Annotated in this window: 15 protein-coding genes and 6 pseudogenes; 11 read left to right on the top strand and 10 right to left on the bottom strand. The window is 66.6% G+C overall.

Annotation, left to right across the window (positions count from 1 at the left end):
- Nucleotides 1-6: 6 nt before the first annotated feature.
- Together OG568_RS52485 and OG568_RS52490 are read left to right on the top strand one after the other, a co-directional pair.
- On the top strand, nt 7-1,488 hold the full coding sequence (locus OG568_RS52485) for an aldehyde dehydrogenase family protein (protein ID WP_329537169.1): 1,482 nt from the start codon (nt 7-9) through the stop codon (nt 1,486-1,488).
- A 275-nt stretch (nt 1,489-1,763) separates the two neighbouring features.
- A complete protein-coding gene (locus OG568_RS52490) occupies nt 1,764-2,297 on the top strand; it encodes a CbrC family protein (RefSeq protein WP_329537170.1) in 534 nt (177 codons plus the stop codon).
- Nucleotides 2,298-2,551: 254 nt separating this feature from the next.
- On the opposite strand, the gene OG568_RS52495 is transcribed toward OG568_RS52490, so the two are convergent.
- Nucleotides 2,552-4,591 carry a hypothetical protein gene (locus OG568_RS52495; protein ID WP_329537171.1) on the bottom strand — a complete coding sequence of 680 codons (2,040 nt, stop codon included), beginning with the start codon at nt 4,589-4,591 and terminating at the stop codon, nt 2,552-2,554.
- Between the two features lie 290 nt (nt 4,592-4,881).
- Between OG568_RS52495 and OG568_RS52500 the strand changes: the two genes are divergently transcribed.
- Nucleotides 4,882-5,367, top strand: a complete 486-nt coding sequence (locus tag OG568_RS52500) for a hypothetical protein (RefSeq protein ID WP_329537172.1) — start codon at nt 4,882-4,884, stop codon at nt 5,365-5,367.
- Between the two features lie 215 nt (nt 5,368-5,582).
- Nucleotides 5,583-6,032, top strand: a complete 450-nt coding sequence (locus OG568_RS52505; protein WP_329537173.1) for a hypothetical protein — start codon at nt 5,583-5,585, stop codon at nt 6,030-6,032.
- Nucleotides 6,033-6,457: 425 nt separating this feature from the next.
- On the opposite strand, the gene OG568_RS52510 is transcribed toward OG568_RS52505, so the two are convergent.
- The 3 genes and pseudogenes from OG568_RS52510 to OG568_RS52515 all read right to left on the bottom strand — a co-directional run bounded on the left by OG568_RS52510 (nt 6,458) and on the right by OG568_RS52515 (nt 8,559).
- Entirely contained in the window at nt 6,458-7,144 is a 687-nt protein-coding gene (locus OG568_RS52510; protein ID WP_329537174.1) for a hypothetical protein, read from the bottom strand.
- 203 nt (nt 7,145-7,347) lie between these two features.
- Nucleotides 7,348-7,434: pseudogene (locus OG568_RS61865) on the bottom strand (S1 RNA-binding domain-containing protein); the annotation flags it as partial.
- A gap of 68 nt (nt 7,435-7,502) precedes the next feature.
- A pseudogene (locus OG568_RS52515) lies at nt 7,503-8,559 on the bottom strand (IS630 family transposase).
- Nucleotides 8,560-8,711: 152 nt separating this feature from the next.
- Between OG568_RS52515 and OG568_RS52520 the strand changes: the two are divergent.
- Nucleotides 8,712-9,977: an IS701 family transposase gene (locus OG568_RS52520; RefSeq protein WP_329533128.1), complete on the top strand. Its 1,266-nt coding sequence runs from the start codon at nt 8,712-8,714 to the stop codon at nt 9,975-9,977.
- A gap of 111 nt (nt 9,978-10,088) precedes the next feature.
- Here the strand turns inward: OG568_RS52520 and OG568_RS52525 are convergent, their stop codons facing one another.
- Nucleotides 10,089-10,994 carry a helix-turn-helix transcriptional regulator gene (locus OG568_RS52525; RefSeq protein ID WP_329537176.1) on the bottom strand — a complete coding sequence of 302 codons (906 nt, stop codon included), beginning with the start codon at nt 10,992-10,994 and terminating at the stop codon, nt 10,089-10,091.
- A 234-nt stretch (nt 10,995-11,228) separates the two neighbouring features.
- Between OG568_RS52525 and OG568_RS52530 the strand changes: the two genes are divergently transcribed.
- The 3 genes and pseudogenes from OG568_RS52530 to OG568_RS52540 form a co-directional block, all read left to right on the top strand.
- Nucleotides 11,229-11,582 carry a cupin domain-containing protein gene (locus tag OG568_RS52530; RefSeq protein WP_329537177.1) on the top strand — a complete coding sequence of 118 codons (354 nt, stop codon included), beginning with the start codon at nt 11,229-11,231 and terminating at the stop codon, nt 11,580-11,582.
- Between the two features lie 32 nt (nt 11,583-11,614).
- Nucleotides 11,615-12,649, top strand: a complete 1,035-nt coding sequence (locus OG568_RS52535; RefSeq protein ID WP_329537178.1) for an alcohol dehydrogenase catalytic domain-containing protein — start codon at nt 11,615-11,617, stop codon at nt 12,647-12,649.
- A 155-nt stretch (nt 12,650-12,804) separates the two neighbouring features.
- A pseudogene (locus OG568_RS52540) lies at nt 12,805-13,302 on the top strand (alpha/beta hydrolase); the annotation flags it as partial.
- Here OG568_RS52540 and OG568_RS52545 read toward each other — a convergent pair.
- The 4 genes and pseudogenes from OG568_RS52545 to OG568_RS52560 form a co-directional block, all read right to left on the bottom strand.
- Nucleotides 13,202-14,131 (bottom strand): annotated as a pseudogene (locus OG568_RS52545) (reverse transcriptase/maturase family protein); the annotation flags it as partial. The pseudogenes OG568_RS52540 and OG568_RS52545 sit on opposite strands and share 101 nt — an antisense overlap.
- Before the next feature lie 456 nt (nt 14,132-14,587).
- The gene (locus OG568_RS52550; RefSeq protein WP_329536215.1) at nt 14,588-16,372 is read right to left on the bottom strand and encodes a reverse transcriptase/maturase family protein; all 1,785 of its coding nucleotides are present in this window, start codon (nt 16,370-16,372) and stop codon (nt 14,588-14,590) included.
- A gap of 720 nt (nt 16,373-17,092) precedes the next feature.
- Nucleotides 17,093-17,802 (bottom strand): annotated as a pseudogene (locus OG568_RS52555) (IS5 family transposase); the annotation flags it as partial.
- A 55-nt stretch (nt 17,803-17,857) separates the two neighbouring features.
- A complete protein-coding gene (locus OG568_RS52560; RefSeq protein WP_329537179.1) occupies nt 17,858-19,390 on the bottom strand; it encodes a MauE/DoxX family redox-associated membrane protein in 1,533 nt (510 codons plus the stop codon).
- A 267-nt stretch (nt 19,391-19,657) separates the two neighbouring features.
- On the opposite strand from OG568_RS52560, the pseudogene OG568_RS52565 reads away from it, so the two are divergent.
- Together OG568_RS52565 and OG568_RS61870 are read left to right on the top strand one after the other, a co-directional pair.
- Nucleotides 19,658-19,854: pseudogene (locus tag OG568_RS52565) on the top strand (transposase); the annotation flags it as partial.
- Nucleotides 19,855-20,206: 352 nt separating this feature from the next.
- Entirely contained in the window at nt 20,207-20,428 is a 222-nt protein-coding gene (locus OG568_RS61870; protein WP_443077931.1) for an effector-associated constant component EACC1, read from the top strand.
- A gap of 208 nt (nt 20,429-20,636) precedes the next feature.
- On the opposite strand, the gene OG568_RS52570 is transcribed toward OG568_RS61870, so the two are convergent.
- The gene (locus tag OG568_RS52570) at nt 20,637-21,110 is read right to left on the bottom strand and encodes a tyrosine-type recombinase/integrase (protein ID WP_329537180.1); all 474 of its coding nucleotides are present in this window, start codon (nt 21,108-21,110) and stop codon (nt 20,637-20,639) included.
- Here OG568_RS52570 and OG568_RS52575 point away from each other — a divergent pair.
- Nucleotides 21,082-21,501, top strand: a complete 420-nt coding sequence (locus OG568_RS52575) for a hypothetical protein (RefSeq protein WP_329538333.1) — start codon at nt 21,082-21,084, stop codon at nt 21,499-21,501. The genes OG568_RS52570 and OG568_RS52575 overlap by 29 nt on opposite strands.
- The last annotated feature ends 61 nt before the right edge of the window (nt 21,502-21,562 follow it).

Here is a 21,562-nt window from a genome sequence, read left to right on the forward strand (position 1 = left end):
AACTTGATGACCACCACCGCCCCCGCCACCTCCTTCGACATCGCCGCGCTCCTGCCCGACGGCACGCACCTCATCGCCGGCGCGTGGGTCCCCGCCCGCTCCAAAGCCGTACTGGAAGTCATCAACCCGGCCACGGGCGCCCTGCTCGCCCGGGTGCCCCGCGGCACGGCCGAGGACGTCGACGACGCCGTACGCGCCGCCGAGGCGGCCCTGCCCACCTGGCGTGACACCAGCCCCGCCGTGCGCGGCGAACTCCTCTACCGTTGGGCCGAGTTGGTGCGCGAGCACGACGACGACATCAACCGGCTGGAGGCCATGGAGGTCGGCCACCCCGTCGGCCCCTCCCCGATCGCGGCCCGCCTCACCTACCTCGCCGGCAAGGCCGACAAGATCTTCGGCGACACCCTGCCCACCCGCTCCCCCGACCTGCTCGGCCTGACCCTGCGGGAGCCGTACGGCGTCGTCGGCGCGATCATCCCCTGGAACGCGCCCGGCCCGATGACCGTGTTCAACACGGCCGCCCCGATCGCCGCCGGCAACACCGTCGTCCTCAAGCCCGCCGAGGACGCCCCACTCACCGCCCTCTACCTCGCCCGCCTGGCCCAGGAGGCGGGCCTGCCGCCCGGCGTCCTCAACGTCGTCACCGGATACGGCGCCGAGGCCGGTGCGGCGCTGCCCGCGCACCCCGGCATCCGCAAGATGAGCTTCACCGGCTCGCCCGCCACCGGCACCGCCGTGATGGAGGCGTGCGCCCGCAACCTCGTCCCCCTGCAACTGGAGTTGGGCGGCAAGTCCCCCCAGATCGTGCTGCCCGACGCCGACTTGACGAAGGCGGTCCCGGCGATCGTGCGCAGCATCGTCATGAACAGCGGCCAGGTCTGCGCCGCCGGCTCCCGTGTCCTGGTGCACCCCTCACTGCACGACCGGCTCGTGACCGAGGTCGCGGACGCCTTCCGCGCCGTACGGGTCGGGCTGTGGGACCAGCCGGTCGACATGGGGCCGCTCATCAACGCCCGCCAGGAGAAAAGGGTCCTGGACTACGTGGCCGTCGGACGCGAGGAGGGCGCCGAGGTGGTCGTCGGCGGCGGCAAGCTGACCGGTGCGCCGTACGACGACGGGTACTTCGTCGAACCGACCCTCTTCGACCAGGTGCGGCCCGAGATGCGCATCGCCCAGGAGGAGATCTTCGGTCCCGTCCTGTCGGTGCTCACCTACGAGGACGAGGAGGAGGCCGTCGCCATCGCCAACGGCACCCGCTACGGCCTCACCGCCACCGTCTGGACCCAGGACATCGGCCGCGCCGTACGCCTGGCTCGCCGGCTCCAGGCCGGCCAGATCGCCGTCAACACCCTCGGCGACGGCGGGCCGGCCGGAGCCATCGGCGCACCCTTCGGCGGCTACAAGCACAGCGGCTTCGGCCGCTCCATGGGTCCCGACTACCTGGAGGACTGGACGCAGGTGAAGTGCGTGGTCATCAACGCCGGCTGACGCAGGTGGCCCTGCACCGCCCGTGCCGTACCGGACTGCTGAGGGGCAGGAACACCACATGAGTCCGTTGGATCTGTAACGGCGCACGTTATTCAAGGGAATGGGGGCCGGGGCCGTCCTCTACCCCACCCCCGGCCAGCAGGGCTTCGAACTCACCGTTTGATCTCGGGCCCGCTTGCGAACAAACTGCAACCCATGAGGTTCACAGGCGTGCCCGTCGGCACACAGACCACCAGCGCCGAGGCGGACCTCTCCGTGCAACAGCAGGCTCGTCAGTGAGCGTCGGCCTGCCCCACTTCCGTTACCACCCCGACCCCCTCGCAAGCGGGTCCGTTCGCGAGAGCGCCAAGACGTGCGCGTGCTGCAAACGCAGCACAGGATGGATCTACACCGCGACCTTCTACACGGCCCAAGATGTCAGCGGGAGTTTCTGCCCCTGGTGCATCGCCGACGGCAGCGCCGCTGAACAATTCGAAGGCGAATTCACCGACGCATACGGGCTCGACAATATCAGCGAGGAGACCCTGGAGCAGGTCACCCGCCGCACCCCAGGCTTCCACGCCTGGCAGGATCCGCACTGGCTTGTCCACTGCAATGACGCGGCCGCCTTCATCGGCGAGGTCGGATCCACCGAACTGGCGGCCCACCCCGAGGCACTCGACCCGCTCCGACTCGACCTGCGTATGGGTGGATGGCACAACGCGTCCCAGCTCGAGAACTTCCTGACCCACCTCGGGCAAGGGGCAAGCGCCATGCTCTTCCGCTGCACAGTCTGCGGCACCCACCTCGCCTACGCCGACGCTTCATAGCCACGGCCCAGCTCAACACGCGCCTTTCCCTTCAAAGGATCTGCACCCAGTGAAGTTTGGGCCGTCGGGGCCAGACACCCCGCAATGCGGTCAGCGAATCCGGTAAGGTCTTCACCAGGATCGGACACCTCGGGTGTAGCGACTCGCAGTCGCCCCGGTCCACTTGGGAGAGACCAGGGTTCAAGTCCCTGTCCGCTCTGCGGGTCGTCCAATAGGCAAAGACACTCCCTTCCTTCTCCTGTCGGTTCTTCACGTCACATCCGATCGTGTCCGTTCGACGTGGGGCTCGTCAGATGTGTGAAATTCAGGTTCGCCACGTCAGCGTCTGTTTCAAGACGTTGGATCAGGCACCGCTGTCGCCGGGACAGTGCGGCGACGACCCGGTGGGCCGTCCAAGTGGCTTCTGACAGCCCAGCCGAGTTGGCCACGGCATACCAGTTCCCCAGGACTTCCAGCATGAGATCGAGGGTGCCTCGGGCTCCATGAGCATCGTGGCTGTCGGCCACCGACGCGAAAACCCCCTGGTGCAGCGCCGTGTTGCGCACCACGTACATCCAGCTGAGTTGAGCTCGGTAGCGCTCTTCAATTTCGGTGAGCCACGTTGCGCACCTCTTCGGGTCGGTCAGGCGTGCCTGCCACGTGTCGATGTCATGAGCGGGGAGGCCAGGCAAGACCGAGTGCAAGCGTGTCAAAGCTGCCGAGGCGATCTGCACTTCCTGGCCTGCTTCGGGTGACGCTGCCAGTACGTCGACCCACCGGTTGAGGTCACTCAATAGGCCATGACCGTTGACGGTGACCACTGTGTCGATCTCGTCGAGCGGCTCGAGATACAGACTGTCAGCGTCGGCCGCCTCCTGTTCGGCGAGGGCCGCGCGAACGCGCGCCTGCTTCAATTGCCGCTCCAAGGTCGGCTGGGCGTCCTCGTTCGCGAGGTGTCGCTCCAAGCCGTGCACAGCCCGGCGAGCAGCCTCCGCGCGCTCCTTCACCTCGTGGCGGGTCGCTGCGGCGACGATGCGCACACCCTGGTGGGAACTGACCAGTTGCTGGCGCAATGCTTGAAGACTCAGAGCGCGGGCGAGGTGCACATGCGGGGCGTCGTCGTTGTTGCCGTGCCGGATACCGGCCGCCTCGATGGCGGCCCAGGACAGGGCCGCGCTGGTAAGGGGTGAGGACGTGGAGCGTGCGATGTGGGCCATGCGCAGACATTCACGGATTTCGGCGGGCCAGTGGCTGGTCAGTGGCCGCGCCGCGTCGATTGCGGGACCTCGGGAGGTGTAGCGGCGGGAGCGGTCGCCTGCCTCCTCGTAGACCAACGTCTCGGGTGCCAGGCGCAGTTCGGCGATCCGGTTACCGGCCACATAGGTGTCGAGCGCCTCTTCGATGCGCCGTCTGGCCACGTGTACGGCCACGCCACGGTCGGGTGCCGTGACGCACAGGGTCAGCAGGACGGCGGCAGACGTGCGTTCTCCTTCTCGGGGGTCTTCGCTGGGGCGACGGCCGTGGAGTGATGCGAATTTCCTCAACTTCGCAGTGCCCTGCCCCCAGCCGTCCGGTTCCTTCTTGCCGAGCGGAAACTGCCGGACGTCGGTGTCCACGTCGAACAGCTGGCCAAGCCGGGCCAGCGTGCGGGTACCTTCCACCACAGCCGCCACCCGGATCCGGCGCTGCACGGGACACAGCACCGACAGCAGGCCCTTTCCGGAAGGAGTCTGCCGAAGGAAGCGCTGCACATCGGCAAGCAGGCATTCATAGTCCCGCCCACGCCACACGGCGAGACTCGCAACTTCAGCAACCGCCCGCTCGGCCGCCTTCGCGGGCAGCGCCGTCTCCCAGGCCTGCCGGAAAAGATCCAGAACGGTGCGCTCCAATGCCGCGACGAACGGCCCCATCTGATGGGCCAGGACACCGCATCGGGACGGCTCCTTGAGATCGGAGTTGCCTCGGGTCACTATCTCTGTCAACAGGTCGCGAGTGTCCTCGAGCGGCTGCCAGGCAGAGGTGACGACAGCTTCCAACAGCTGTAGGGACTTCTGGGCACGCTCGATGACCGTGTAGGCCAACTTCTCGTTCGGCTGGGCGTCTTGGACACTGTGCGCGCCGGCCCGGGAACGGAGCACGGCTTCGGCACGGCCGAGGGAGAGCACAGCCGCTCCCCCCGCTGCCGCGTGCTGCGTGGCATACGCACCAGGATGCACCGCCCTCAGCGTCGCCTGTACCAGCATCCTTTGATGGCCGGCCAGGCCAGCCTTGCTCATGCCGCCGATAAGCTCCGGCTCAGATCCGGGATAGAACATCCCCGGACCTTACCCACTCAGCCGAACCACCAGCCACAGGAAGCCCGCCCGGGCGGTCACTTCACATCCGAGGGGCGGGCGCGCGCCCGCCGACCAGACTGGCACCGGCCATCACCGACTCGAATCCACGACCAGGCAGAGCGGACGACGTCCCGCGGAAACCTCCACCGCGCTCTGGGCGCCGGACGGCAGGCCGCGAACACTGGCTGGGTAGATGGTGGTGCCGGTCCCTTCGTCCTCCGTGGCGTCGACGTGCTGGGCTGCGGCGTAAGAGACAGGAGGCCTGTTGCTTGGCGTTCAGGGCCTCGGCCCCGTCGGTTGACTCCCCTCTCGAGGTCCTCGTCGACCGCAATGCCGTGACCTCCGGTGCAGCGGCCAGCGGCGAACCGTGGCAGTACTTCGACCTCGGACATGACTGGTGCACCTACTGCTTCTTCGAGCAGCGCCAGCGCCGGATGGCCTACGCCTGGTGCGACTTCTACACCCCGAAGGACTCCAGTGAAGGCCACCCCTTCGAAGCGAAAGAGAATTTGCAGCGCATGCTCGCCTCCATTCCCCTCACCGATGACAAACGCACCGCGGTAGTGGACGGCCAAGCCGCCGTCGACGCCCTTCTTGAACGGCTCGTCGACGTCCCCACCCCTGCTGGCCCGACGCCCCGGGACCTCCGCCTCGCCGCCTCCGCCCACCATGTTGCCCATCGTGGAGGGTCCGTCAGGGCAAAAGGCGTAGACGTTGATAAATCCCTTTCCATGCTACTGATGATCTTCGCGTGATGTCGCACCCACGTGAATCCAGCATCTACCGCGGTGGTCGCTCTCGGTCGCGACATCCGATTCATGGTGCTGGAGCTCGTGGACCGGTCGTCGGCGGGCGTGGACCGAACGGCCCACGGCGCCAGCCACCTGCCCGCGTAAGGCTGGAAAGCAGACAAGCCGGCGGCCCCGGTCCGGCGGTCGTCGGCAGGAACCCGACCGCAGAGGTGAGGATCATGATCCGTAGACATACACGTGTCGCCACTGCGGCGGCCCTGGCCCTGGCGGGCGCCGTGGCCATCGGCGGGTGCGGCGGGAACGGCAGCACCTCCATCGGCGGGCCCGTCGGTCATGCGCCCGCCGTCTCGGTCAGCCCCACCGCGCCGGGCAGCGGCACACCGACCGTTCCCGACGGCACTCCCTCTCCGGCCGGCCCGACCGGCGGGTGGGGACCGGACATGTGGAACGGAAATTCGGGTTCAAGCATGATGGGCGGCGTCGGGGGCTCGTGGGGGCCTGGCATGATGGGCAACTGGTGGCTGCCAGGCAACGGCACCCGGGTGCAGACCCTCGACCAGGCCCGCCAGCGGGCGGCGGCGTTCGCCGACCGGCTCGGCCTGCGGGTCGGTGAGGTCATGCAGTTCTCCCGGAACTTCTACGCTGAACTAGTGGCTCTGACCGCATAGGTTCGCCGGGTTGGGTAGTGGCGGTTGGATATCGGGTGATGTCCGATCCGACCGCTGGAGGTGCGGTGGCCGAGTCTGTCCGTGTACGCAGACTGCCCGACCAGGAAGGCCAACGGCTGCAGCGGATCGTGCGCCGGGACGGAGGGACAGGCAACTCGTCCTGGCCCCTGTCGCGCGCGTCCCCGCCGTCAGACAGCACAATGCGATCCTCAGGCAACTCCAGCCGGGCATCGGCCGGCTCGAGATGCCGCTGCCGGCGGACGGGGCCGAGGCGCTGGTCCATCAGGCCGCAGAGTTGGACGTCACTGTCAACACGCTGGTGCGGGGCAGGTGGGCCTTGATGCTGGCGGGGCTGGGAGTCAAGATCTCCCTCACCCGATCTGGCCGGGGTCGGCTCCTGGTCGGCTTGACGGTTCTGGGGCCTGTCAGTCGGTCGACGGGTCCCGGAAACCGGGGGTGTCCTCGCGGAAAGGCACCTCATACACCACCGATACGACGCAGCCGTGCTCGGGCGCCGTATCGACGTAGCGCACGATGTACTCCACCGAACCGTCCCGCGGGCGGGAACACCGTCCCCGTGCCACGGCCTCCCGGTGCGCGGCGAGCCGGGCCGGTTTGCGGGCCCGCAGCCGTGCTTCGCTGCCAGGTCCGTCGGTCACGGCGAGTCCGAGCCCGACGGGGAAGCGACAGACCGCGTACACGATGAGATCCCCTCGCCCGACAGTGGCGAAGTGCAGTCGACGGCCGGCCGGGGAGCACGCGGTGCGGTCATGGGGCCGACCGCAGTGCGGACAGGGGCCGTCATCCATGACGACGGCCGCTGGGTCGGTGTCCAACATCTGCCCGAGGAGCAGCCGCAACCCCGCGCGGACCGTGAGGAGGCGCTCTCCTTCCGGACCCGCCATCTCCGCGGTGAGGCGGGCTCGTTCGTCGTGGGCGAGCTTTTCGTGCAGGGCTCGACGCTCTTCGGGCGGCAGCGTGGACACCACGAACGTGCGCAGTGCGAGGGAGTCGAACCCCCCGTCGCGCTGCGCGGGGCCGAGACCGAGCGGTGGCGCGAGCAGCGGAGTCCGCTGCGCACCCCAGCCGCCGTCGGGATGTGTCGCAGGCACGATGGGAAATGTCGCAGGCACGGGAGAGTGATCCGGCTCCAAGGGGTTCATCGGGTCCGTTCCCTCCGTCGGCCCTGCGCCCATGCTAGTGCTGTGACCGCCTAGGTTCACCAGGCTGGAGCGGTGCTTCCCTCTTGCGTCGAGCGGGCGCTCAGACGCTCAGGAACGCTCGCGCGAGGAACCGTCGCGGGAGCGTAGAGGAGTCACCGGTGGTCGGATGAGCTTTGTCGTCGAGAGAGAACCAGCCCGCGTCGCTCCCGGTCGATCTCAGTGACGACGACCGTGACCTCGTCGCCGGCCTACAAGCAGCTGTGCACTCGGCGGGGAAGGGCGGTCAGGCTGCAGTCTTGAGGGGACGTCAGCCCCAGCGGATGCCTTTCTCGCTGCGGATGCGGGCGCGTTCCCTGCGTTCGGCTGCCAGGACGCCCGGGTGGCGGGCGTTGGAGTTGCGCCAGCGTAGGTAGGCGTGCGGGGCCCGGGTCTGCACGGTGTGGTTGGGATAGTTCGAGTTGGCGATGGTGAACTGCCTCAGCGGTCCGAAGTGTGCCTCGAAGGGGTTCGCCCCCGAGGCGTAGGTCGGGGTGAAGCACAACTCGACCTTGTTCTTCTTCGCCCAGCGCCGGATGTCCCTTCCCTTGTGGGCGGACAGGTTGTCCAGGATGACGTAGATCGGTGCGCCGTCGGGCCGGGCGGCGCGGATCGACTTCAGCGCGGCCGGTGTGTTCGCGGCGCCTTTCTTGCGGCGGTTGACGCCCCACAGGCGGTCGTCGCCGACCGAGTAGCAGCCGTGGAAGTACCGGACTCCGTGGGTGCGGTGGTAGGTGGCCGGCACCCGGTCGGGATGTTTGCGTTGGGCCCAGCCCGAGCCTGCGGTGGGCCGGATGCCGAGCGGTCCGAACTCGTCGAAGGCGAACACCCGGTGGGGGAAGCGGTCCAGGACCTCCTCGATCCGGTCCAGCTTCGCCTCGCGGTCCGGGTCGGGTGATTCTTTCCAGGTCTTGGTGCGCTGGAAGGTGACACCGCGGCGGGCGAGCAGGCTGCGTAACGCCTCTCGGCCGATGCGGATCACCCGGCCGTGGACTTTCCGCAGGCAGGCGACGAGTGTACGCAGTGACCAGCGAGTGAAGGGCTGGCCGAGCTTGGTGGGACTGGCGCCCCTCTCAGTGGAGGCCTCATCGGCCGGGGCCCAGGCAGGCCAGCCCGATCTCGTTGAAGCGGTGGATCACATCGCGGACCGTTTCCTCGTCGGCCTGTACCAGCTGGGCGATCACCGGCACTCGGTTCCCGCCGGCCGAAGCCAGCAGCATCATCGCGCGCCGGTAGCGCACCGAACTCGTGCTGCCGCGGCGCACGATCTGCTGCAGCCGCTGCCCTTCCTGGTCGGTCAGTCTGCGCACACGGACAGGCTCGGCCACCGCACCTCCAGCAGTCGGATCGGACGTCACCCCACATCCAACCGCCACGACCACCACCCCGGCGAACCAATGCGGTCAGAGCACTAGTAGGGCTTGGTCAGGTCGTTTGTGTTGATGCGTGTCCTGTCGGCCTGGTGTGGCGTTGAGAGTGTGTGACTCCGGACGAGATTGCTGTGGTGCGTGGTGAGTTGGAGGCGTTCGCGGCGGAGGTGTTCGAGCCGTTTGCGCGTAAGGACCAGCGCCGGTGGGGGCAGGTGTATCTGCGGGGGCTGCTGACCGACGGACAGCGTAAGTCGGTCGAGCCGATGGCCGCCCGGCTCGGGGAGGACGGCAATCGTCAGGCACTGGCCAACTTCATCACCACCAGCCCCTGGGACCCGGCGCACATCCGGGCCCAGCTCGCCTGGCGGATGGAGGAGGCGATCGGGCCGGACGCCCTCATCTTCGACGACACGGGGTTCCTCAAGGACGGGACTGCCTCGGCGTGTGTGTCGCGGCAGTACACCGGTACCGCGGGCAAGGTCACCAACTGCCAGGTCGGCGTCTCACTCCACCTCGCGTCCGACCATGCCTCGGCGGCGGTCAACTGGCGGCTGTTTTTGCCCCGGACCTGGGATCCCGCCTCACCGAAGGCCGATGCGGACAAGGTCGCCCGCCGCACCGCCTGCGGCATCCCGGACGATGTCGGGCATGTGGAGAAGTGGCAGCTGGCCCTGGACATGCTCGATGAGACCCGCTCCTGGGGGATCGAGGTGCCGCTGGCCGTCGCGGACGCCGGATACGGCGACGCCGCCGCGTTCCGGCACGGACTGCAGGATCGCGGCCTGAACTACGTGGTGGGGATCTCCACCACGCTGTCGGCCCAGCCCGCCGGCGCGGTGCCGGTGGCCGAACCGTATTCCGGGACCGGACGCCCGCCGGTGGCGAAGTATCCCGACAAGCCACGGCCGGTGAAGGAGCTGGTCATCGCGGCGGGCCGGAAAGCAGCTCGGCCGGTGCAGTGGCGGGAGGGCTCCCGGCCCGGCACCGGCCGCTTTGGCCGCAAGCGGATGTACTCCCGTTTCGTGGCCTTGCGCATCCGGCCTGCCGGACGCGAGGTCCGCCAGGCCACCGACGGCCCGGAGCTGCCGGAGTGCTGGCTGCTGGCCGAATGGCCCGCCGGTGAGAGCGAGCCGGTGCAGTTCTGGCTGTCCGACCTGCCCTCCGGCATGCCTCTGACCACACTGGTCCGGCTCGCCAAACTCCGCTGGCGCATCGAGCACGACTACCGGGAGATGAAACAGGCCCTGGGACTTGCCCACTTCGAGGGCCGGACCTGGAACGGCTGGCACCACCACGTCACCCTCGTCTCTGTCGCACATGCCTTCTGCACTCTGCAACGACTGGCCCGGGCCCCAAAAGACCCAGCGCCGGCCTGAGCCTCTACCAGGTCGTCCGCGAGCTGCAGACACTCCTCGCCCTCTGGACCGGCGCCTGCCCCACCTGCCACCGCAACATACCCACACCGATACGAACCTGACCAAGCCCTACTAGGTGTGGTCCTTTCCGGCGGCGGGATGTGCGCCGGCGTGAGGTGCGGTCATGTCGAGCAGGATCATGGCGTCGTGGTCCGGGGTGCCGGGTTCGGCAACGTAGATGCCCAGGCGGTGGCCGGGAGTGCCTTCGAGTTGCATGCCCTGGAAGGCGAGGGTGACCTCGCCGATCTGGGGGTGGTGGAAGGTCTTCGGCTTCTGTGCGTGGCTGGCTCGGGCGACGTCGTAGCGTTCCCAGAGTTTGGCGAAGTCGGGGCTTTTCAGGAGGAGTTCGCCGATGAGTCCGGCCAGGTCGGGGGCGTCGGGGTCGGTGCCTGCCAGGGCACGTAGGCGGGCGACGCAGCCGCGGATCTGGGTGCTCCAGTCGGCGTAGAGGTCACGTGACTGGGGGTGGAGGAAGAGGTAGCGGGCGAGATTTCGCTGCCGGACCGGCCACTTCTCGATGCCTGCGTACAGCGCGAGCGCGCCTGGGTTGGCGGCGAGCAGGTCCAGGGTGCGGCTGGTGACGTAGGCCGGGCTCGGGCGCAGGTTTTCCAGCAACAGTTTGACCTTGGGGCTCACGGTGTGGCTGGGGGCGGCCGGGGGAACAGGCGCGTGGTGGGCGGCGCGGATCGCGAGGTCGCGCAGGTGGCCCTGCTCGTCCTCGTCCAGCTTGAGCGCGCGTCCGAGGGACTCGACGACGGCCAGGCTGGGACGGGTCTCCCTGCCACGCTCCAGCCTGGTGTAGTAGTCGATGCTCACGCCGGCCAGCGCGGCGACCTCTTCACGGCGCAGCCCGGGGGTGCGGCGCACCCCGGTGCCGGGGGTGAAGCCGACCTCGGCCGGGGTGATCTGGGTGCGCCTGGCGCGCAGGAAGCGCCCCAGTTCCGTACCGCCGCCGTCCTGCTGCCGTTCGGGTGCCATGGCACCAGTGTGGCCCGCGCCTGGCGCGCTTGCCGCGGGCGAGGGGGCCGTGCCACACCCCCCTTCGCGCTCCCTGGAGCATCTCGCCCTGCCGCGTGGGCGCCGCAGCGGGCACGGTTTCCACAGGGATCACCGAGAAGTGAGGCGGCCACCGCCGCTGAGCAGACGAGGAACCATGGAAATCTTTCACCGACCGCCCACCGCGAAGGGCCGGCCGCCAGGTTCACCGGGGACGTGTGGGTCGACGGGATCTACGCCGATGCAGCACCCGACCGGGCCCGGCCGGCCGTCGTCCGGTTCGCCCCCGGCGCCCGCTCGCACTGGCACGCGCACCGCTTGGGCCAGACCCTGCACATCGTCGGGGGCATCGCCCCGCTGGGCAGCCGCGACGGCGCGGTCATCGAGGCCCGCCCCGGCGACACCGTCCGTACCGCGCCGGGCGAGGAGCACTGGCACGGCGCCGCCCCCGACCGCTTCGTGGCCCACCTGGTCCTGATGGAGGGCGACACCAGCGACGCCCCCCTGACCGAGTGGGCCAAGCAGGTCACCGATGACACCTACCGGGCACCGCGAACCCCGACCCGCTGACCACCGCGAAAACACCGAAGGAAAGGCCCCCCATGCGCGCAACACTGCTGTACCAGGCCGGCGACGTCCGCGTCGAAGACGTCTCCGACCCCAGGATCCAGCAGCCCACCGACGCGGTCATCCGCATCGTGGCCGGCTGCGTCTGCGGCAGCGATCTGTGGCCCTACAAGTCCCAGCCGCTCACCGATACCCCCCGCCAGATGGGCCATGAATTCATCGGCGTGGTCGAGGAGACCGGCACCGAGGTGAAGGGCTTCAAGCCCGGTGACTTGGTCGTGGTCCCGTTTACCTACTCGGACGGCACCTGCGAGAACTGCCGCCGGGGCCTGACGACCTCCTGCGTCCACGGCGGCCCGTGGGGGGTCGGCGGTGTCGACGGCGGCCAGGGCGAGGCCGCCCGCATCCCCTTCGCCGACGGCACCCTGGTCAAGCTCCCGGTCGGTGAGGACTCCGAGCTGCTGCCCGACCTGCTGACCCTCTCCGATGTGCTGTGCACCGGCTACCACGCCGCCCGCACCGCCGGAGTGACGGCCGGGGACAGCGTCACCGTCATCGGCGACGGCGCGGTCGGCCTGTCCGCGGTCATCTCCGCGAAGCTGCTCGGCGCCGAGCGGATCATCCTCATGGGCCGCCACACCAAGCGCACCGACCTCGGGCGCGAATTCGGCGCCAGTGACGTGGTCGCCGGACGCGGCAAGGACGGCGTCGCCGCCGTGCGCGAGCTGACCGGCGGCTCCGGCACCGACCGGGTGCTGGAATGCGTCGGCCTCAAGGACGCCCTCGTGCAGGCCGCCGGCGTGGTCCGCGACGGCGGCACCATCAGCCGGGTCGGCGCCCCGCAGTACCCCGAGGTGCCGTTCGGGTTCCCCGAGTTCCTGCGCAACATCACCCTCACCGGCGGCGTTGCCCCCTCCCGCGCCTACATCGAGGAACTCATGCCGCACATCCTGAACGGCGCCATCCACCCCGGCCGGGTCTTCGACCGCACGGTGGCCCTGGACGACGTCGCCGAGGGCTACCGCCTGATGAACGACCGCGAGGCCCTCAAGGTCCTCGTCCGCCCCTGACCAGGACACCCCCAACACGCGAACGCCCCCGGGGGCGCCCCGCACCACCACCCCACAACGCAAGGAAACTGCCATGGAACGAGTGACCTTCGAGAACAGAGGCAACACGGTAGTCGGCAACCTGTTCAGGCCCGCAGGCTTCGCGCAAGGCACCAAGTACCCGGGCGATCGTGGTGACCCACCCCTTCGGCGCGGTCAAGGAGCAGGTCCCCACCACGTACGCGAAGCTGCTGGCCGAACAGGGCTTGATCACCCTGGTCTTCGACGCCTCGTACCAGGGGGAGAGCGGCGGCGAGCCGCACTTCTCTGAGTTCCCCTCGACGCGTGTCGAGGACATCCGCCGCGCGGTGGACTTCCTGAGCATCCACCCCGACGTGGACAAGGAGCGCATCGGCGCCCTCGGCATCTGCGCAGGCGGCAGCTACACGGTCAACGTGTCGCAGACCGAGATGCGGATCAAGGCCGTCGCGGGGGTCAGCACCTTCAACATCGGCTCCGCGCGCCGCGCCGGCGACGGCCCCCTCGGCAAGCAGTCGGCGGAATACCGCACCGAGATTTCGGTCCCGCAAAACCCAGGAGATGATCGTCTGCGTAGCGGATATAGCGCAGCCTCCGGTATTCCGGATCGTTCGGATCCGAGCTCGGCAGGCTGACCATCCGCTGACGCAACGCGCGGGCCTGGGCCCGGTCGCGGCGCCGGCGGGCTTTCGCCAGCAGATTCTGCAACTCCAGATAGGCCGGGTTGCGGGCCCGGCGATCTCCTCGGGTGTACTCCGGGATCAGAACCGTCTCGACGAACTCATCCAGCCTGTGCAGGTTGATGTTGGACAGGATCGGGGAGGCCACTCCGCCTTGCGGCGCTCCGGAGAGCGTGGCACCCCACCTCCAGTCCTCCAGGCATCCGGCCTTGAGCATGTTGCGCACCAGCCGCAGAAACCGCTGGTCATGGATCTTCTTGCCGAGGATCGGCAGCAGGACCTGATGGTCCAGACTGCCGAAGCAGTCGGCGATGTCCCCTTCGATGAACCAGGATGTCCCGGTCCAGGTGTGGTCAACCTCCCGCAATGCGGTATGGCAGCCTCGGCGGGGACGGAACCCATGCGAGCGGTCGGAGAACGTCGGCTCGTAATACGCCTCCAATAACAGACGGACCACTTCACCAACGAGCTTGTCCGACCGAGTCGGCAGCCCCAGCGCACGCATCTTCCCGTTCTTCTTCGGGATATGGATGCGTCGCACCGGACGGAACCGATAGCGTTCGTTGCGCATCGCCTCGATGATCCGTCTGATCTTCCGCTGGGACATGCCGTCCACGGTTTCCGATGTGACCCCGGGCGTCATCGCGCCATGGTTGGCGTAGATGCTTCCGTAGGCCAGCAGATACAACTGCGGATTGAACAGCTGTCGATACAGTTCATCACACGGCAGGTTGCGCCTGCCGCGTTCACGCAGGACACCCAGCACCGTTGTGGCGCTCTGCATTTCGCATACCTCCGGGTCTTGAGGTGTCCGAATCACCTGGCCCCCTTCGCCCTGCGGACGGCTTTCCCGTCCTCCTCGGCCGGGCGTTAAACCGGCGACTACTACGGGGCCCCCGTCGCCCTATTACTCGCATCCCGTAGGCGATCCCACGTTCGTCTCTGTCTGTACGTTCTAGCGCGAGTTAGACGTCCCGCTCATCTCCTTGAATTTCCTCGCTGGACATCGCTCCGCACACGGAAGTTGCTCCGGCCACACCATTCGAAGCCAGAACAGAGCGCGGCGCCGGTTTCGGCTGTCTTTCCGACGGATGGGAACTTGCATCTTCTGGAGATTGGGCTTCAAACAATCCAGTGCAGGGTAGGCCGCGCGGCGAGGTATCTGGAGTTCAGACCCTTTTCCACGCGACCCCCCACCGAACCGGACGTGCCCCGTTAAAGGCATCCGGCTCTCCAGTGACTACTCCGTGGGTTTCGCGACTTGCGAGTCAGTATGGATATCGTCGTGACAGTTCTGGCAGACCACAAGGGACTTGCGGCGCCGCTTCGCCATGATTGATGCCCACGCCGGCCTGTCCGGCTGACCGAGCTTGTCGAGATCCGAGAGTTTTCGGATGTGGTGAACTTGAACCTTCCCCGACCGCTCACAGATCTCGCACCTCCCCGCAAGGAGTCTGGTGACCAATTCCTTGGGACCAACTGCTCGATCTGGTTTACGGTCTTCGAGGACCGCTGTCTTCTGCCACCGAAGTGGTATGCCACCGTACCGTGCTACCAGTGGTTTCCTGCCACCACTGCGTTCAACGGTCGCTTCGAAGCACGTGCGCAACCCGTATGGAGTTTCGACCTTGGCCTTATACTTGGCCGCCGTCTTCGATACGGTCGAGCGGTGCTTGCCCGCAAGCGTCTTTAGCAGCGATGTCTCCATGACCCAGTTCAGCCGATTCAGCCGATAGACGTCACTGGCCAACAGGTAGTACTGTGCCAACCCGCGATATTCGGCCCCGAAGATAGAGACGATGGTGTAATCGTCCATGTTCATCAAAGGGGTCCTGCGTGCGGGTTTCCCGCGTTTCATATAGGAGGCACATTTAGCCTTGATCACCGCGACTGGCACCCGCAACTTGACGGTCGCGTTGCTTGACCGTTGGCCATTGCTGATCGCCTTGTCGTTCTGCTGAACGGTGATCTCGTAACCGAGGAATCTTGCCGCGCCGGTTCTGGCGTGAGTGATCAATGTTTTCTCCTCGGACAGCTCCAGTTTGAGTTCGTCACGCAGGAACTGCCCGAGGCGTTGCTTGATCTCCTCGGCTTCGGCTTTCGGTCCGGTGAAACCGAGCAAGGTGTCGTCGGCGTACCGCACATAGCGCAACCGCCGGTAGCGAGGATCGTTGAGATCCTTGCTCGGCATACTGCGTAGCTCTTTACGTAGCGATCGCGCCTCGGCACGGTCACCACGCACCCGAGCTAGCGTGAGTGCTTTCTGAACCTTACGATAGGCGGGATTCTTAACTCGTTCCGCCCCTCGGTCATATTCGGGTATCAGAACCTTTTCGACAAAGTTGTCCAACCGGTGCAGATAAATGTTGGAGAGCGTGGGAGAGAGAACACCGCCTTGTGGTGCCCCGGAGAGCGTGGCGTTCCATACCCAGTCCTCCAAGTATCCGGCCTGAAGCATGTTGCGCAATAGCCGCAGAAACCGGCGATCGTGGACTTTCTCAGATAACGTCGAGAGCATGACCTCATGGTCAAGCGACCCGAAGCAGTCGGAGATATCGCCCTCAATCAGCCAGGTCGTACCCGTCCAGGTATTAGCCACCTCGCGCAGCGCGGTGTGGCAGCCCCGACGGGCACGGAACCCATGGGACCGATCGGAAAACTGGGGGTCATAATATGCCTCCAATAGGAGACGCATCACCTCTCCAACCAGCTTATCCGTCCAGCCAGGCAATCCGAGGGGTCTGAGTTTCCCGTTTTTCTTCGGGATCATGACTCTCTTGACCGGACTGAATCGATAGCGCTCGTGGCGCATCGCATCGATAATGCGCTCGATCTTGTCCAGCGACATGCCGTCCACGGTATCTGCCGAGACTCCAGGCGTCATCGCTCCCTTGTTGGAGTAGATACGCCCGTAAGCCATGAGATACAGCTGCGGATTGAACATCTGTCGGTACAGTTCATTACATGGCAGGCCGTGCCTGCCGCGTTCACGGAGGACACCCAGCACTGTTTCGGCGCTCTGCAATTTCGCATACCTCCCAGGTCTTCGAGTGTCCGATCACCTGACCCCCTTCGCCCTCATTCCGGCTTTCCCGGACTTCATGACCGGTCGTTACTCCGGCGACTACTATGGGGTCTCCGTCACCATAGGATTCGCATCCCTTAGGTGATCCCGCGTTCATCTCTGTCGTACGTACTAACGCAACTTAGGTGCCCCACTCATCTCCTTGAATGCCCTCACTGGGCATCGCTCCACGTTCCGGAGGTTGCAACGGCCGCGAAAGAAATGCCGATGCAGGACGTGGCGCCGGTTCCAGACGTCTTTCCGGCGGATGGATATTTGCATCTCCTGGAGATTGGGATTCAGGCAGTCTAGCTTTCACCGTATTGCGTGAATCGCTCGGCGCACTGCTCCTAACGTCTGGACACAGTCGCCGATTTCCTGGCATGCTCTTGTCCCTCTCACCCTTTCAGGCTGAGGTAAGCCATTCGATTCAAGAACGTTCCTCCGAGTCCTTCCCGGCTGAGCCGGGGATACAACAGAGCGCCTCGCGGCGCAACTTCGCCATATCGCGCGGGCCACCCAGTACCCCGTCCCTGACAACCGGACCCGGTCACTGGTTTTCTGACATGCTGCTGTCCCCTTCACCTTTCGGATCCAGGTAAGTCATCGGGCCCAGGAACCTCCTTCCGAGTTCCTCCCGGCTGAACCGGGGATACAAACAGAGCGCCTCGTGGCGCACAAAGTGCGCTCGACCACCCACCGGGTCTTGCCCAGGCCTGAACCGTGGGCGACGCCGCGCCGGGCGATGAGGGGCTTGATGCCGCGCCTCCACAGCAGGCGGCGGTACTTGTCGTAGTCGTATCCGCGGTCGGCGTACAACCGCTTTGGCTTGTTCCGGGGTCGGCCTCGCAGTCCTCGTATGCGGGGGACCGCATCGAGAAGAGGGATCAGCTGGGTGACGTCGTGCCGGTTCCCGCCGGTCAGCGAGACAGCGAGCGGGGTGCCACGTCGGTCAACGAGCACATGGTGCTTGGAGCCGGGACGGCCTCGGTCGACCGGCGACGGTCCAACATGGTCCCCCCTTTGAGAGACCTGACGTGGGAGCCGTCGACCGCGCAGTCGTCCATCTCCAGCAGACCCGCCTTTCGTAATTCGCCGAGGAGAACCGCATGCGGGCGGGGCCAGACCCCGGCCTCAGTCCAGTCCCGCAGGCGGCGCCAGGCGGTCACCCCCGAGCAGCCCACTATCGGAGCTGGAACATCCCGCCAGGCCACACCCTTGCACAGCACGTAGACGATCCCGGCCAGTGCAACCCGATCCGGCACGCAAAGCGGGCCGGGGTGCCGGTGCCGACGCTCGGGCTGCGGCGGAAGCAGCGGAGCTATGCGCTCCCACAGAGCATCAGAAACAAGATTATCGGGCACCTCGTAGCCCCTGCCTGCGAAGACCATCAACCACCAGCCGACACACCGATTTCATTTTGAAACGATCAGTAAGGGGCCATGATCACTCGCCCCAAAGCAGCTCCAGCCCGCTAGGCGGAGGGTCATCGTCGTCCGTGCCTGTCGGGCATGCTTCGGGGAGTGTGACTGATAGGCCGATGCTCTTCATCGCGGCTTGGAAGGGGACTCCGGGTGGTGTTGCCGCTGACCAAATCACGGAGGTGCAGGTGCTGGTGTCGCAGTTTCCCCCGAATGTGAAAAAGTCGCCGCTCTCCACGGACTTGCAGCGGCACACAGCGTGGGTCGGGTTGCGCGGGTCGATTTCGCAGTCCATGTCCAGACAGTTTGCCCATTGTGCTGGGGATGCGCAGGTCATGGTGCGGGTACGAGAGTTCGTGTTTTGTGTCGAGAACGTCGATACCAATCTTTTGCCGACTGGTTCCCGTTCTGCACACGACTTATAGCCGTAGGAGTAGCCGTATTCCACCACGCAGCGGCAGATGAGGACGTTCGGGTCGCTCGGCGAGGGTTTGCAGGCGGCTTTAGTACACAGCGCGTAGCGCTGTTTGCAGAGCCATCCCCCAGCGAACTTCACTCGCTTTGGGCGCCAGTTCGCCCCGGTAACGCCGCGGGCCATCGCGCGGGTGGAGATGACGGTGGGTACCATCGTGGCCGAGGCGAACAACAGCGCGCGTCGTGCGATCGTTGATCTACCACGCGGTTGGAGTGCCCTGGTCACCAGGTCGGCGATCTCTGCTGACCCAGCTGCTGGCGCGGCGGCGAGGATCCGGTCGGTGTCGATCAGCATTGCGCTGGGTGTGGCGGTCAGACCATAAGTGGTGAGCAGCATTCGGTCTTCGTCTACCAGTAGGTTCCGCAGCCCGTGCTCACGTGAGAAGGCAACGCTGTCTGCGGGGGGACCGCCGTTCACGATCGCGATGGTCAGCCGTTCTGCATAGGCCTGTTGCCACCGGGCCACCTGTGGCAGCAGTGCGTCGCACGCGCCGCACGCGTGATCAGTGAAGAGAAGCAGGAGTGGCTGATGCGCAGCAGCAAGCAGTTTGTCGAGAGTCCATACTTGTCCTGTTGCGTCAGGCAGTGAAAAGCCCGGTGTGACCATGCCCGGTCGTACTTTCCCGGATCGCTTGAGTCCCAGCACCACCCAACACGTCGCTGCGATGGTCCCTAGGCCCGTGAAGAACCATGGGGCACGCCCGTCGGTTACGACGAATCCCGCCGTAGCTGCGAGGAGCCCGTTGCGTGCGAGCGTGGCCCACCCGACCGGCGTGGCGCGTAGCCCTCCGAAGCAGTGGCAATCCGGGGTCCGGCCGCGTGCAATGCTCACCACGATGGCCAGGCAGAACGTCAGCAACAGTCCGAGCGCTCCAAGCGCACCGATTCTTGCCCATGGGTTGACGACAAGAGCCAGGGCTGTGGCGAACTCGTAGGAGACGAGAAGGTATCCAAGCGGCTTCCCCGTTCGAGCTGGCAGGCCGAAGCTTGCGATTGCGCGAGGCAGTCCCTCGCGGTCCATGAGTTTGGCGATCCCCGCGACCCCGAAGACCGCAGCCAACACCAGCTGTGCTGCCAGGACCATGCCCGCTCACTCCAATCGTTCTGGACGCCCTCCGGACGGAGCGCAGGCATCACGCACACATACCACGGCGCCCCGAACGACTCGTACCGCCTTGCGGGGCCGCGAACAACACTCCACAGGTCAGACTCACCCAGACGGCCGTGAGCCCGGTGGCCGATCGACATCAATGGCGTCCGTTGAAGGTCCTCGGCAGGTTCCGAAATTTCCCCAAGGCCGGGTAGTCAGCGTTTCCGCAGGAGCAACGGAGCTTCTCGCGGGACAAGCTGCCGTCGTACCGACGCGGTCGGGAACTTCCCCGACCGCACCGCGTTGATCCGTCTGGTCGGCGCGGTGCTGCCGAACAGAACGATGAGTGGGCCGAGGCCCGCCGCTACATGGGGCTTGACCATCTGGCCAAGGCCCGCCTCCACCCGATCGAGTCAGAAACCGACGAGACCGCCCTGCCCACCGAACTCACCGCATAGCCTCAAAACGAGATCACCGAGCGGCCGTCGATACACCACTCCCGCGGACGTGACCCCTCTCGGCCGCTGCGCGGGGTGTGCGGACGGCCATCCGCGGCAGTTGGCACGGGGCCCCGCTCGGCGCGCACCGTGAGGGGATCCGCCGGGACAGCTCGGCAGCGACGTGCCAGTGCGCAGCCTCGCACCGGAGGGCGAACCCTATCGATGCAACGAACTTGCAGGCGCCATCAGTATGTGACAGGGCGCTCCCTAGATTTCTCACAAAGAGTCAGATCACGGCGGAGGCCATCTCCACGCTGGCTTCTTGGGTATCACTGCGGTGTGGAGGCGGGGCAGGCAGGTGATCCTTCGGGTGGCTGGGGGCCTGGCTGAGGACGAAGCTCGGTCCTTGCACGACTGGTTGCTTCTGGACCGGAATGGTCGCCGTGACGGACGCATCGAGATGGCCTCGTCATCACCGCCGGCCCCCGGGCAGCAAGGAGCGGCGATCCTCGACCTCGTGTCGCTGGTACTCGGTAACGGAATCAGCGCCGCCTCCCTGGGCGTCTCGATCGCTACCTGGCGGACAACCTGAGTGACCTGAGCCGGGGTGAGGGAACGGCAGCGGCGAGGGACACCCTGCCGTTCCAGCGCGATGGCTCCGGGCCCGGAACGCGGAGGAATAGGGGAAACCGCCCTGTCAGACGATCAAGACCGCAGACTTCCGCCCCCCACCAGCACGAGCACGGTCAAGGACCGTCACGCCGGCCCCGCTGACCAGCACGTTCGAAGATGGCGAAGGCTCAAAGTTCAGAGGCGCAGGCGTTTTCATGCCGGCAAGGGGTCCCATAGGGTCGGTCGCAGGTGCCGAGGGCGACCTTGCGGAGGCTGAAGTGGCCACGGAAGTCTTCCCACTCGGTGTCGCTGGGGTCGCGGTACTCCTCGCTGGGCCGGTGCTTTCGGCGCTGGTCGACGAGCTGCCGGTGGTGGCGGATGACCTCTTCGGGACAGACCGCGACGTAAGCCTGAGTGGTGTTGAGATCGAGATGTCCGAGGAGCTTCGCGGCGATGTGGATCGGCAGGCCGCCGTTGACCGTCTCGGTCGACAAGATTCTGCGGAAGTCGTGCGGCGTGAACCTCAGCGGTGTCCCGTCGACGTCGACGATGCCGGCCCGTAGCGCATGGTCGGTGAGGAGCTCGCGGATCCGGTTGGGGGGAGATGACCTGCAGCCGGTGCTGGGAGGGACCTTGGAACAGGTGGGGCATCGGCGGGCCATAGACCCGTTCGTAGCCGTCGTACCGAGTCGGCAGCGGCACTCGTTCGCCGGTGGCCTTGATGCGGCGAATGATCCGGGCGAGGACGGCGACCAGGTCCGGATCGGCGGGGATGACGCGCTCGCGGTCGGTCTTGGATGGGCTGATTTGCAGCAGCGGCACCGTCTCGCCGGTCGGTGCCTGGTACTGGCGAAGACTCAGGTGAGTGAGCTCCAGAAGTTCCTCGATCCTGGCCCCGGTGCGTCGCAGGACCTCGATACCCGCCCAGGTCCAGAACGCGTTGTTCTCCTCGCATTCGGCATCGAACCGCGGCCCCGGCTCGTCGACCGGGGCGAGGAACAGCACGGTGGGACGCCAGCGGCTGCCGTCCCGGCCGGTGCGTCGATACTGTGATCCCTCGACGGTGAACTCCTCACCAGGCTTCGCAGAGCGGGCTGCCTGTAGCAGCAGCGTG

This window comes from Streptomyces sp. NBC_01450, from assembly GCF_036227505.1.
Classification (GTDB): Bacteria; Actinomycetota; Actinomycetes; order Streptomycetales; family Streptomycetaceae; genus Streptomyces.